This is a genomic window from Nocardia arizonensis, from assembly GCF_001310275.1.
In the GTDB taxonomy this organism is placed as follows: domain Bacteria; phylum Actinomycetota; class Actinomycetes; order Mycobacteriales; family Mycobacteriaceae; genus Nocardia; species Nocardia arizonensis.
Genome location: NZ_LGYZ01000121.1, coordinates 186,346 through 199,054 on the forward strand (window position 1 = coordinate 186,346; position 12,709 = coordinate 199,054).

The 12,709-nt window shown below is 67.6% G+C and carries 13 protein-coding genes; 7 read left to right on the forward strand and 6 right to left on the reverse strand.

Annotation, left to right across the window (positions count from 1 at the left end):
• Positions 1 to 107 precede the first annotated feature (107 nt).
• Positions 108 to 1,259, forward strand: a complete 1,152-nt coding sequence (locus APZ21_RS27880) for a class I SAM-dependent methyltransferase (RefSeq protein ID WP_054816225.1) — start codon at positions 108 to 110, stop codon at positions 1,257 to 1,259.
• Between the two features lie 137 nt (positions 1,260 to 1,396).
• On the forward strand, positions 1,397 to 2,248 hold the full coding sequence (locus APZ21_RS27885; RefSeq protein ID WP_054816226.1) for a Bax inhibitor-1/YccA family protein: 852 nt from the start codon (positions 1,397 to 1,399) through the stop codon (positions 2,246 to 2,248).
• Between the two features lie 108 nt (positions 2,249 to 2,356).
• On the opposite strand, the gene APZ21_RS27890 is transcribed toward APZ21_RS27885, so the two are convergent.
• Genes APZ21_RS27890 through APZ21_RS27900 form a run of 3 tightly spaced genes read right to left on the reverse strand, consistent with a single transcriptional unit; the run spans position 2,357 to position 5,070 of the window.
• Positions 2,357 to 3,577: an acetyl-CoA C-acetyltransferase gene (locus tag APZ21_RS27890; protein ID WP_054816227.1), complete on the reverse strand. Its 1,221-nt coding sequence runs from the start codon at positions 3,575 to 3,577 to the stop codon at positions 2,357 to 2,359.
• Between the two features lie 24 nt (positions 3,578 to 3,601).
• Complete coding sequence (locus APZ21_RS27895) at positions 3,602 to 4,555, reverse strand: SGNH/GDSL hydrolase family protein (protein ID WP_054816228.1); 954 nt, start codon at positions 4,553 to 4,555, stop codon at positions 3,602 to 3,604.
• Positions 4,556 to 4,608: 53 nt separating this feature from the next.
• Positions 4,609 to 5,070: a hypothetical protein gene (locus APZ21_RS27900; protein ID WP_054816229.1), complete on the reverse strand. Its 462-nt coding sequence runs from the start codon at positions 5,068 to 5,070 to the stop codon at positions 4,609 to 4,611.
• 131 nt (positions 5,071 to 5,201) lie between these two features.
• On the opposite strand from APZ21_RS27900, the gene APZ21_RS27905 reads away from it, so the two are divergent.
• Positions 5,202 to 6,593 carry a cystathionine beta-synthase gene (locus APZ21_RS27905; protein ID WP_054816304.1) on the forward strand — a complete coding sequence of 464 codons (1,392 nt, stop codon included), beginning with the start codon at positions 5,202 to 5,204 and terminating at the stop codon, positions 6,591 to 6,593.
• 236 nt (positions 6,594 to 6,829) lie between these two features.
• Here APZ21_RS27905 and APZ21_RS27910 read toward each other — a convergent pair whose 3' ends face one another.
• On the reverse strand, positions 6,830 to 7,993 hold the full coding sequence (locus APZ21_RS27910; protein ID WP_054816230.1) for an acyl-CoA dehydrogenase family protein: 1,164 nt from the start codon (positions 7,991 to 7,993) through the stop codon (positions 6,830 to 6,832).
• Between the two features lie 130 nt (positions 7,994 to 8,123).
• Here APZ21_RS27910 and APZ21_RS27915 point away from each other — a divergent pair, with 130 nt between their 5' ends.
• Entirely contained in the window at positions 8,124 to 9,269 is a 1,146-nt protein-coding gene (locus APZ21_RS27915) for a cystathionine gamma-synthase (RefSeq protein WP_054816231.1), read from the forward strand.
• 64 nt (positions 9,270 to 9,333) lie between these two features.
• Here APZ21_RS27915 and greA read toward each other — a convergent pair whose 3' ends face one another.
• The gene (greA, locus tag APZ21_RS27920; protein WP_054816232.1) at positions 9,334 to 9,828 is read right to left on the reverse strand and encodes a transcription elongation factor GreA; all 495 of its coding nucleotides are present in this window, start codon (positions 9,826 to 9,828) and stop codon (positions 9,334 to 9,336) included.
• A gap of 301 nt (positions 9,829 to 10,129) precedes the next feature.
• Positions 10,130 to 10,606, reverse strand: a complete 477-nt coding sequence (locus tag APZ21_RS27925) for a DUF4307 domain-containing protein (protein ID WP_054816305.1) — start codon at positions 10,604 to 10,606, stop codon at positions 10,130 to 10,132.
• A gap of 119 nt (positions 10,607 to 10,725) precedes the next feature.
• Here APZ21_RS27925 and mca point away from each other — a divergent pair, with 119 nt between their 5' ends.
• The 3 genes from mca (at position 10,726) to APZ21_RS27940 (ending at position 12,705) form a co-directional block, all read left to right on the forward strand.
• Entirely contained in the window at positions 10,726 to 11,610 is an 885-nt protein-coding gene (gene mca / locus APZ21_RS27930) for a mycothiol conjugate amidase Mca (protein ID WP_239476840.1), read from the forward strand.
• Positions 11,607 to 11,867 (forward strand): hypothetical protein, encoded by a 261-nt coding sequence (locus APZ21_RS27935; protein ID WP_054816233.1) that lies wholly within the window; start codon positions 11,607 to 11,609, stop codon positions 11,865 to 11,867. Before mca ends, APZ21_RS27935 begins: the two co-directional genes overlap by 4 nt.
• A gap of 271 nt (positions 11,868 to 12,138) precedes the next feature.
• Positions 12,139 to 12,705, forward strand: a complete 567-nt coding sequence (locus tag APZ21_RS27940) for a TIGR03086 family metal-binding protein (RefSeq protein WP_054816234.1) — start codon at positions 12,139 to 12,141, stop codon at positions 12,703 to 12,705.
• Positions 12,706 to 12,709: the final 4 nt, after the last annotated feature.

Here is a 12,709-nt window from a genome sequence, read left to right on the forward strand (position 1 = left end):
TGCGAAAGTCGTTGCGCCCGTGTGTCTCCCGGTGTGTCGCGACCGGAATCGATGAGAAATTCCGGGCCAGTCGCGACTATCGGGCAACGATCTAGCACACTTGAGCCGTGGGAGATGTCGAGGACGTACTAGCCCGGCTGCGCCGGTATCCGGATGTGGAGGCGCTGAACCTCTATGCCGTCGATGCCGCCGATCGGCTGATCCTCGACGTCGCCGGGGAAGCCACCGCCGCCGCGGGTAGCGGAAGAGTTGCGGTTATCGGGGACGCGTACGGCGCCTTGACCCTCGGCTCCGTCGTCGCGCACGATCTGCGCGAGGTGCGCGTCCATCAGGACCTGCTGACCGGCGAATTGGCCCTCGCCAACAACGCGCGCGCGCTCGGGCTGGCCGATCGCTACACCGCCTATCCGCTCTCCGAACAATTGCTCGATGATGTCGAAGTGGTGCTGCTCCGGCTGCCGCGCGCACTGGCGGGACTGGCCGAGATCGCCGAGGCCATCGCGCGATACGCCCATCCGGGAGTCACGGTGGTCGCGGGCGGGCGCGACAAGTACCTGACCAAGTCGATGAACGACACCCTCGCCCAGTTCTTTTCAGAGGTGCGGGCCAGCCGTGGACGGCAGAAGTCGCGCACGCTGCTGGTCGCGGGACCGAAGCCCACGGGCGAACCGCAGTTCCCGATGCGCGATCGGCTCGAGGACTTCGACCTCGAGGTGGTCGCGCACGGTGCGGCCTTCTCGGGTTCGCGCCTCGATATCGGCACCCGATTCCTGCTCCAGCACCTCACGCGGATGAAACCGGATGCCCGCGACGCCATCGACCTCGGCTGCGGTACCGGCATCCTGGCCGTGGCGCTGGCCAAGGCCAGGCCCGGCATCCGGGTCGTCGGCACCGATCAGTCCGCGGCCGCGGTGGCCTCGGCGTTGGCGACCGCCGCCGCCAACGATGTCGGCGACCGGGTGCGCGTGGTGCGCGACGACGCCATGAGTTCGGCCGCGGACAACAGCGCCGATCTCGTGCTCTGCAATCCGCCCTTCCACGTCGGCGCGGCCGTGCACACCGGCTCGGCCATCAAGATGTTCGCCGAGACCGGCCGGGTGCTGCGTCCCGGCGGTGAGCTGTGGACGGTGTACAACTCCCATCTGAACTACCGGGGCGTGGTGGAGCGGATGGTCGGCCAGACCGACGTGGTCGGCTGCAATCGCAAGTTCACGGTGACCCGTTCGGTGCGGGGTCTGCACGACATCCAACGCGGGTGACGAAGTTCGCGCCCGTATGCGGAACCAACGGTCCTTGTCCGTACGTTGAATGGTGCATAACGGTCAGTCCCCAGACTGAACTGGACGAACTTTGCCGGTAGCATCCGTTGCATCGGCACTCGAACAGGAGGCGTGCTTTGCGGAGCTCCAGCAATCCGGTCTTCAGAAACTTGCCACGGCAGGAGGGCGTCGGCGGCTACGCCAACTTCGGATCGGGGGTGACGGGCGCCGGTCAGTTCGGCAACCAGTACGGACAGCCGCAGCCCTATCAGCAGCCGTATCAGCCCGCCACCGCCACCCGGGCCATGACCATCGACGATGTCGTCACCAAGACCGGCATCACTCTGGCCGTGCTCGCCATCTCGGCGATCATCTCCTACGGCCTCACCAACGCCAATACCGCACTCGCCCCGGTGTTCGTCATCGTCGGCGGCCTGGTCGGCCTGGTGCTGGTGCTGATCGCCACCTTCGCCAACAAGATGGACAACCCGGCCATCGTGTTGTCCTACGCGGTCGCCGAGGGTCTGTTCCTCGGTGCGCTGTCGTTCATGTTCACCAATGTCGAATTCGGCGGGGTCGGCGGCAGCGCGCTGATCGCCCAGGCCGTACTCGGCACCTTCGGCGTGTTCGCGGGCATGCTCGTGGTCTACAAGACCGGAGCGATCCGGGTCACGCCGCGTTTCACGCGCATGGTGGTCGGCGCCCTCATCGGCGTGCTGGTGCTCGCGGTCGGCAACCTGATCGCGAGCTTCTTCATCTCCGGCGGTCTCGGCCTGCGCGACGGCGGCGCACTCGCCATCGTGTTCAGCCTGGTCTGCATCGCCATCGCCGCGTTCAGCTTCCTGCTCGACTTCGACGCCGCCGATCAGCTGATCCGCGCGCAGGCGCCGGAGAAGGCGGCCTGGGGCGTGGCGCTCGGCCTGACGGTCACCCTGGTCTGGCTCTACGTCGAGATCCTGCGACTGCTGAGCTACTTCAACAACGATTGATCGAGACCCGATCACGAAGGGGCGGTCGCCACGGCGACCGCCCCTTCGTCTTGTCCGTACACCGTTCCCGGCCCTGTGGCGACGCCATGGGAACCGGGAACAGGGCGATCAGCTGAGCCGCTCGAGCACCATCGCCATGCCCTGGCCGCCACCGACGCACATGGTCTCCACACCGAACTGCTTGTCGTAGGTACGGAGGTTGTTGATCAGCGTGGTGGTGATGCGGGCGCCGGTCATGCCGAACGGGTGGCCCAGCGCGATCGCGCCGCCGGAGACGTTCAGCTTGTCCTCGTCGATCTTCAGCTCCCGCGCGGAGCCGAGCACCTGCACCGCGAACGCCTCGTTGATCTCGAACAGGTCGATATCGTCGACGGTCTTGCCCGCCAGCGCCAGCGCCCGCTTCACGGCCTCGATCGGGCCGAGGCCCATGATCTCCGGCGACAGACCGGACACACCGGTGGAGACGATGCGCGCCAGCGGGGTCAGGCCGAGTTCCTCGGCCTTGGTGTCGCTCATGATGACCAGCGCCGCGGCGCCGTCGTTGAGCGGGCAGCAGTTGCCCGCTGTGATGGTGCCGTCCGGGCGGAAGACCGGCTTGAGCTGGCTGACCTTCTCGTAGGTGACACCCGCGCGCGGGCCGTCGTCGGTGCTGATCACGGTGCCGTCCGGCAGCGTGATCGGGGTGATCTCGCGTTCGAAGAAGCCCGCCTTGATGGCCTCCTCGGCGCGGTTCTGCGAGCGCACGCCCCAGTGATCTTGGTCCTCGCGGGAGATGCCCGCGTAGGAGGCGACATTCTCCGCGGTCTGGCCCATGGCGATGTACACGTCCGGGACCAGCCCGTCCTCGCGGGGGTCGTGCCAGATGCCCTTGCCGCCCTCCGCGGTGGCCGCGGTCCTGGCCTCGGCGTCGGCGAACAGCGCGTTCTTGGTGTTGGGCCAGCTATCGGCCGAACCGTTCTTGTAGCGGGAAACCGTCTCCACACCCGCGGAGATGAACACGTCGCCCTCACCGGCCTTGATGGCGTGGAAGGCCATCCGGGTGGACTGCAACGACGACGCGCAGTAGCGGTGCACGGTGGTACCGGGCACGAAGTCGTAGCCGAGCTCGACGGCGACGACACGGCCCAGATTGAAGCCCTGCTCGCCCGCGGGCGAACCGCAGCCGAGGATCAGGTCATCGATCTGGGTGGGATCGAGCGCCGGAACCTTGTCGAGCGCCGCGCGCACGATTTGCGTGGTGAGATCGTCGGGTCGGATATCGACCAGCGAACCCTTTGCGGCCCGGCCTATCGGGGAGCGAGCGGTGGAAACGATAACTGCCTCGGGCATGAGGGCTCCTTGTGTACTCCGTGCTCAGTTTTGTACTGGCACTTCTATGTGTACCGAATCCGCCGAGCGGCGCAGTCGCCACCCCGGTGATTCCACGAGTCCACGCAACCGGGCGGTGATACCCCGACGTTGGGCCGAGCGGGCCTGCGGTGACTCGGCTCTGCGCTGAGCGAGCGCCGTCACCAGGACCGGCAGCACGTGGGCCGCCGCGAGTTGATATCCGTCGGCCGAGGGATGGAAACCGTCCTCGGCGAACAGCCGGTCGGGCGCGGTGAGAAATTCCGTACCGAGATCGCGCATGGACACCGGATGCCCGCCCGCGGCGTGGGTGACCGACATCTGCGCCTTCGCCAGCCGGGCGCTCCAGTTGTGCACGATGGTGCGCAACGGCTGCGGTATCGCCATCACCGTGCCCAGATCCGGGCAGGTGCCGACCACGACGACACTGCCCGCGGCCCGCAGTCGCGCGACGGCGGCCCCGAGCCGATTCGCCGAGGCCGAGATCGAATGCTTCTTGGTGATGTCGTTGGCCCCGATGAAGATCACCGCGGCGTCCGGCGGTGGACCCGCGACGAACATGGCGTCCACCTGCCCCGCCAGGCCCTTCGAGGTCGCACCGGAGATGGCCTTGGTGCTCAATCGCACCCGCAGCCCGGTTTCCTCGGCGAGACCGCGGGCGATGCGCACACCGGGGACCTCCTCACAGTCGGTGCAGCCGAGCCCGGCCGCGGTCGAGTCGCCGAAGACCATGAGGTGGACGTCGACCGGTTTTCCGGGGCGCCACGCTTCCGGGGCCGCGCAGCCTGCGGTGAAGACGCCGTCGGCCTGCGGCGGTTTGGAGGTGTCGCGCCCGATCGCGCCGCGCGCGACGCCGGCCTGGGCCATGAGCAGTCGGTAGGCGGCCCACGACGCGGTGCCCGCGCCGGACCCGGCCAGCAGGGTGGCCAGCCCTGTCACCGCGGCGGTGCGCCGGTTCATCCGAGGTGCCACGACTGTAAATAGTACGGGCTCGGATGGGATGTGCGGAGAGCTCAGGCGGGGACGTCGAAGGTTCCGCGTGCCGGAATATTCGCGGTATCAGTGCTGACGGTCACCTCGATGCGGCCGGGGCCGGTGTCCTGGAACAGTGAGTACTGGATGCTCCCGTAGATACCGGTGACGACATTGTTGTCGTAGCGGCCGGTCGCACCCGTGTCGAGATTGCGCCACGACACCACCGTCGGCACCTCGCACAGCGGCGCGAACGGGTAGTCGCCCGGCCCGACGCCACGCACCGGGGTGGCCCGCACGTTCAGGATGGCGCGTCCCGGCCAATCCGTACTGGTGTCGGCCCAGGTCTGGATGCTGGTCCAGCAGGCGCCGCCGTGGGCGAGGGTGGGAACGTCGGCGAAGTGCACGGTGGCCGCGTCTGCCTGCGCACCGGCGGCGAGCGCGACCGCCGCCGCCGTACCCGCGAGCACTGTCGCCGCACGGGCGATGTTGGGCTGCTTCATGTTTCCCGATCCTATGCGGGCGGACCGCGGTTGGGGGCGAGTCCGCGGCCGTGGATGTCGTCGCGGCGCGTCCCGACCGCGACGGCACCCGTCGACGCGACCGCCGCGTGGGCTTCTGCAACGATGGGGCTATGCGCATCGCGGATCACGTCGTGGACCTCATCGGCAACACACCCCTGGTCCGATTGAACTCGGTGGTCGGTCCGAACGCCGGTTTGGTCGCGGCCAAGATCGAATACCTCAACCCCGGCGGCAGCTCCAAGGACCGGATCGCGGTGAAGATGATCGACGCCGCCGAGAAGTCGGGAGCCCTGCGGCCGGGTGGCACCATCGTCGAGCCGACCTCCGGCAATACCGGCGTCGGACTCGCGTTGGTCGCGCAACAGCGCGGCTACAAATGCGTCTTCGTGTGCCCGGACAAGGTCTCCGAGGACAAGCGCAATGTGCTGCGCGCCTACGGCGCCGAGGTGGTGGTCTGCCCGACGGCGGTGCCGCCCGATCATCCCGACAGCTACTACAGCGTCTCCGACCGCCTCGTGCGCGAGATCGACGGCGCGTGGAAGCCGGACCAGTACTCCAACCCCGCAGGCCCGGACAGCCACTACGAGACCACCGGTCCTGAGATCTGGCGCGACACGGAGGGCAAGATCACCCATTTCGTCGCCGGTGTCGGCACCGGCGGCACCATCACCGGCACCGGCCGCTACCTCGAGGAGGTGTCCGGCGGTTCGGTGCGCATCGTCGGCGCGGACCCGGAAGGCTCGGTGTACTCCGGCGGCACCGGCAGGCCCTACCTGGTGGAGGGGGTGGGCGAGGACTTCTGGCCCTCGGCCTACGACCCCGGTGTGCCCGACGAGATCATCGCGGTCTCCGACGCCGACTCCTTCGAGATGACGCGGCGGCTGGCGCGCGAAGAGGGACTGCTGGTCGGCGGATCGTGCGGTATGGCGGTGGTGGCCGCGATCGAGGTCGCGCGCCGCGACCCCGACTCGGTGGTCGTGGTCCTGCTGCCCGATGGCGGACGCGGCTACCTCTCCAAGATCTTCAACGACCAGTGGATGAGCTCCTACGGCTTCCTGCCGAGTGGCCTCGACGGCAGTACTGTCGAACCGCTGGTGGGCGATGTCCTGCGCGGCAAATCCGGTGAGCTGCCGGACCTGGTGCACACCCACCCGTCGGAGACCCTGCGCGACGCCATCGAGATCCTGCGCGAGTACGGCGTGTCGCAGATGCCGGTGGTCGGCGCGGAGCCGCCGGTCATGGCGGGTGAGGTGGCGGGCAGCGTCACCGAGCGGGATCTGCTGTCCGCGGTCTTCGAGGGTCGCGCCCAGCTCACCGACTCGGTGGCACAGCACATGAGTCCGTCGTTCCCGCTCATCGGCGCCGGTGAGCCGATCTCCGCGGCGACCAAGGCGCTCTCGGACACCGACGCGCTCATGGTGGTCGATGACGGCAAGCCCGTCGGCGTCATCACCCGCCACGATCTGCTCGGCTTCCTGAGCACCGGTTCGATCGGGCACTGAGACTCGCATATCCGACGGCGGCCGGAGTTCTGTTCGGTCGCCGCGCTGTCGCGGATCGGCAAATCTCTCGCGAAGCTCGGCAGGCTGACCGCGCTGGCGATCTGGGGAGCCGGTTCGGCCGTCGCCCTCGATCGAGTCGGCGTTTCGACTTCGGTGACGTGGCCGATTCTCGCGACGGTGCCGGCCGCGGTCGGTGCGGTGCTGGTGCTCGGCCTGGTCGCGACCGGGCTGTCCGGTCAGCGGAAGGCGTTGGCGCCGGTGAGCGCCCGGCCGAGGACGAGTTGATGCACTTCGGCGGTGCCCTCGTAGGTCAGCACCGATTCCAGGTTGTTGGCGTGCCGCAATACCGGATAGTCCAGTGTGATGCCGTTCGCGCCGAGGATCGTCCGGCATTCGCGGGCGATGGCGATGGCCTCGCGGGTGCTGTTGAGCTTGCCCGCGCTGATCTGCTCCGGCCGCACCTCGTGCCGATCCTTGAGCCTGCCGATCCGCAAGGCGAGCAGTTGACCCTTGCCGAGTTCGAGGGCCATATCCGCGAGTTTGGCCTGGGTGAGCTGGTAGGCGGCCAGCGGTTTGTCGAAGATCTCGCGGGTGCGGGCGTAGTCGACGGTCGCGGCCAGACAGTCCCGGGCCGCGCCGAGCGCGCCGAACACGATGCCGAATCGGGCCTCGCTCAGACACGCGAGCGGTGAACTCAGACCCGAGGATTGCGGCAGCACCGCCTCGGCGGGCAGTCGCACGTCATCGAGATCGAGTTCGGCGGTCACCGACGCGCGCAGCGAGAGTTTGCGTGTCATCTCCCGCGCGGTGAACCCGGGCGTATCGGTCGGGACCAGGAAGCCACGGATTCGGTCTTCGGCGCGGGCCCACACCACCGCGACATCCGCGACCGAACCGTTGGTTATCCACATCTTCGCGCCGTTGAGCACCCAGTCACCGCCGTCGCGCACGGCGCGGGTGCGCATACCGCCGGGATTGGAACCGAAATCGGGTTCGGTCAGACCGAAACAGCCCAGTGTCCGGCCCGCGGCCATGTCCGGTAGCCACCGCTGTTTCTGTTCCTCGGAGCCGAACAGGTGGATCGCGGTCATTGCCAGCGACCCCTGCACCGAGACCATGCTGCGCACGCCGGAGTCCACGGCCTCCAATTCCTGACAGGCCAGACCGTAACTGGTGGCCGACATGCCCGCGCAGCCGTAGCCGTCGAGATGCATACCGAGCAGACCCAGTGCGCCGAGTTCCGGTGCGAGTTCGCGAGCGGGCAGCGTGCCCGCCTCGAACCACTCCGTGATATGCGGTCGCAGCCGCCGCGCCGCGAAGGCGGCGACGGTATCCCTGATCTCTTGTTCCTCGGCGGAGAGCATGTCATCGATGGCGAAGAGTTCGTCGACGGTCAGCATGGGCTTCAGCCTAGATGCGCGGTCGCGCGCGTCATCGCGATCGCCGACGTCGCTCCGGCATCGGCGCCGATACCGTGGTTTCCGGTACGGCGCGCGATTGCCCGGGATCGACGGCATTTAGGCTGGGGCCATGACCGAGCTGGGATTCTCCACACGGGCCGTACACGCCGGATTCGAGCCGGATCCGCAGACCGGCGCGGTGAACGTGCCCATCTACGCGAGTTCGACCTTCGCCCAGGACGGGGTGGGTGGCCTGCGCGGCGGCTTCGAATACGCCCGCACCGGCAATCCGACCCGCACCGCGCTCGAGGCGAACCTCGCCGCCCTCGAATCGGGGGCGTACGGCCGCGCGTTCGCCTCCGGCATGGCCGCCACCGACTGCGCGCTGCGCGCGATCCTGCGCCCCGGCGATCACATCGTCATTCCCGATGACGCCTACGGCGGCACCTTCCGGTTGATCGACAAGGTCTTCGGTCAGTGGGGTATAGAACATTCCCCCGCGCACGTCTTCGACGTGGACGAGATGCGCGCCGCCATCCGACCGAACACCAAACTGATCTGGGTCGAGACGCCCACCAATCCGCTGCTGAACATCGGCGATATTCCGGCGCTGGCCGATGTGGCGCACGCCGCGGGCGCGAAACTCGTGGTCGACAACACATTCGCCACCCCGTACCTGCAACAGCCGCTGCTGCTCGGCGCGGATGTCGTCACCCATTCGACTACCAAATATCTCGGCGGACATTCCGATGTCGTCGGCGGCGTACTGGTCACCAACGATCCCGAACTGGACGCGGCATTCGGATTTCTCCAGAACGGCGCGGGTGCGGTGCCGGGACCGTTCGACGCCTTCCTCACCCTGCGGGGCACCAAGACCTTGGCGCTGCGCATGGAACGCCATTGCGACAATGCCGAGACCCTCGCCGAATTCCTTACCCGGCATCCGGCGATCTCACAGGTCATCTATCCGGGTCTGCCCGATCATCCGGGCCATGTCGTCGCCGACAAGCAGATGCGCCGATTCGGCGGCATGATCTCGGTCCGACTGCACGGCGGGCGTGCCGCCGCACACGAATTCTGCTCGCGCACCAAGGTTTTCACCCTCGCCGAATCGCTGGGCGGGGTCGAGTCGCTCATCGAGCACCCGGGCGCCATGACCCATGCCTCCACCGAGGGATCGGTGCTCGAGGTGCCCGCGGATCTGGTACGGCTCTCGGTCGGCATCGAGGATGTCAGCGATCTGCTCACCGATATCGAGCAGGCGTTGGCGAGCTGAACGCGAGGAGCGGCCGCTCCCGTCGCCGGGGCGGCCGCTCGAGCCGGGTTTCGTGACGAAGGGATCAGCTGTGATAGGGCTCCGCACTGATCAGCGTGACCTTCATCGTATTGCCGTTGGGCAAGGTGTATTCGCGCGTCTCGCCGACCTTGGCGTCGATCAGCGCGCCACCGAGCGGGGAGTTCGGCGAGTAGGTTTCGAGCTTCGAGTCGTTGAGGCCCTCTTCGCGGGTCGCGATCAGGAAGGTCTCGGTGTCGGACTCGTCACCGTCGTAGTAGACCTTCACCACCGAACCCGGCAGCGCGACGCCGGATTTGGTGGGGGCCACACCGACCTTCGCGTTGTTCAGCAGCTCCTGGAGCTGACGAATGCGCGCCTCCTGCTGGCCCTGCTCCTCGCGCGCGGCGTGGTAGCCGCCGTTCTCCTTGAGGTCGCCCTCTTCCCGGCGTTCGTTGATCTCCGCAGCGATGACGGGACGATTGGCAATGAGCGCGTCGAGTTCGCCCTTGAGCCTGTCGTGCGACTCCGGGGTCAGCCAGGTCACTTGCGTCTCGGTCATCTCGATCACTCCCTAGTAGTTGTTCCCGGCGCACCGGGATTCCATACCGATGCGCGTTACCCGTAGGCGGGCACGCATCAGCCGACGGCTAGAGCGATCCTGGGAAGTTCTTCGAACCCCGACAGGCGCCCCGGGCAAACCCGAAAACCCGGAACTCACAGCGCTGGCCGCCAATGCAGCAAACACGGCTCCGGGCCCCGGAACCGTGTATCTCCCCATTTTAGCATGATTCACAAATACGCAGGTCGGAGTTAATTTTGCCGACCGGCTCGCCGTCGATTCGTGACCTTTGTCCGGGCCGTCAACCCGCCCGGAGATACTCGGGAATCCGGTCGCTGCATCCGTAGATATTGCCCGCCGAAGGCCGGGTGGAGGACCGCACGACGGTGGTGAGTTCGACCGTGCCGCTCGGCGACGGGGCGATCAGAACCTCCCGCCGACCCACCTCCGCGCCATCGCGATCCATCGCCCGAACGAAACATACGGCCGGGCGCGTCGGATCGTCGCGGGTGACCTTCATGCGGATCGAGAGGGTGGAATCGTCGACGACGGTGTATCCGAGCTGTTCGGCGTCGATGGCGTCGGGACCGTAATTACGGAAGCCGACGTAGGCGACGCCGAGGCCCGCGAGCAGCACGATCGCGCCGATCACCGCCGGAATCCACCGCCGGTCCGCGCGTGGCCCGGCGCCCGGTCCGCGGGTCCCGTATCGATCCGCGCGCCGGGCGGCGGCATCGGCGGAGACAGTGCCGCTCGACTCCGGTTCGGGCTGATTCACGGGATCTGATTCATGGGGCTCGGCACTCCCGGGGGGCACGTCGGAACAAAAGTGGGTCGGATGGAACTATAAGAGACGAAGACCGGACACCCGCGACCGAGAGCGATGGTGAACAAGACGTGAGTGGCCTTCGCCTCATGGCGGTGCACGCCCACCCCGACGACGAATCAAGCAAGGGCGCGGCGACCGCCGCCAGGTACGCGGACGAGGGACACGATGTCCTGGTCGTGACGTTGACCGGCGGCGAGCGGGGCAGCATCCTCAATCCCGCGATGGACACCCCCGGTGTGCTCGAGCGCATAGAGGAGGTCCGGCGCGAGGAGATGGCGGCCGCCGCCCGCGCGCTCGGCGTGCGCCAGACCTGGCTCGGATTCGTGGATTCCGGGTTGCCCGAGGGCGATCCGCCGCCGCCGCTGCCGGAGGGCTGCTTCGCGCTGGTGCCGCTGGAGGAGTCCACCGAGGCGCTGGTCCGGGTGGTCCGCGAGTTCAAACCGCATGTCATCACCACCTACGACGAGAACGGCGGCTATCCGCATCCCGATCACATCCGCTGCCACGAAGTGTCGGTGGCGGCCTTCGAGGCGGCGGGTGATCCGACGCGCTTCCCCGACGCGGGCGAGCCGTGGACGCCACTCAAGCTCTACTACGACCACGGCTTCAGCCTGAAGCGGCTCGAGACGTTCTCCGCCGAGTACGAGCGCATGGGTGAGCCCTTCCCGCTCCAGGAATGGCTGGACCGCATGCGGCAGTACGCCGACCATCGCGGGGACAAGATGATGCGGGTCACCACCCAGATCGAATGCGGCAAGTACTTCCCCCAGCGCGACGACGCACTGCGCGCACACGCCACCCAGATCGATCCGAACGGCGCGTTCTTCGCGATACCGATCGAATTCCAGCAGCGGCTGTGGCCGACCGAGGAGTTCGAACTCGCCAAGACCCGCGTGACCACCGCACTGCCGGAGAACGACCTGTTCGCCGGGATCGAGGACGACCGCCGGTGATTCTCGAGATTCTCGCGCAGACCCCCGGCACGCCGACGGGTCCCGAGTTCGGCAAGGCGTCGCCGCTGGGTCTGGCGATCATCCTGCTGCTGCTCGTCGGCACCGTGTTGCTGGTGCGATCGATGAACCGGCACCTGAAGAACCTGCCCGCGACCTTCGAGCCGGAGCATCCCGAACCCGATCAGGAAGCCGACGATGGCACCGAACCCGGGATCGCCCGTCGGGCCGAACCCGGGGATTCCGCGAACGGCCGCTGAACGACGTGAGAATGGCGGGTGTTCGGCCCCCCACTCGATAATGACATTGGGGGCCGCGGATTTCCGTCGTTACCGGCCGATGACGTCCGGCTCGGGCGGATTCGGACAATTGGAATGAATCGGTCGCGGAATCGAGTCGACATATCGGGACTCCGCCTCACGCGCAAGCGTTTTCGGCAATGGTGACAAAGGGTACTCGTCAGTAGCGTACCGCGCCGGTTGTCACCCCCGCGTGCTACGAATGCAGTACCCACTCCAGTGAAGGACTCCCATGCAGACTGTGATCGGGCGGATCGACCGCGCCATCGATATGACGAGCAAGATTGTCGACGCGGTCGAGCCGGACCGATTGTCGGCGGCCACGCCGTGCGCCGGATGGGATGTGCGGAAGGTGCTCAATCACACCGTGGGCGGTATGCGGCTGTTCGCCGCCGAGTTGGCGGGCACCGACCCGGTCGGGGCACACGACGACGACTGGCTCGGCGCCGATCCGCAGGCCGCCTTCGCCGCGGCCGCCGAAATCGACCGTGCCGCATGGCATCGCCTCGACGTGCCCGAGGCGACGGTGCGCCTGCGCTTCGGCGAGGTGTCCGCGCCCCAGGCCGCGCTGGTCCACCTCACCGAGGTGGTCGTACACGGCATCGACATCGCGCTCGCGCTGGACCGTCCCGATCTCGCCGACGATGCGCTGAGCGCCGAACTGCTCGAGGTCATGCACGAGACCGGCGGTGTCGAACCGTTCCGGCAGCCCGGCCTGTTCGGCGCCGCGCTGCCGGTCGACGCGGACGCACCCGCGCACCGCAAGCTGATGGCCTACGTGGGCCGCACCTGGAACTGACACC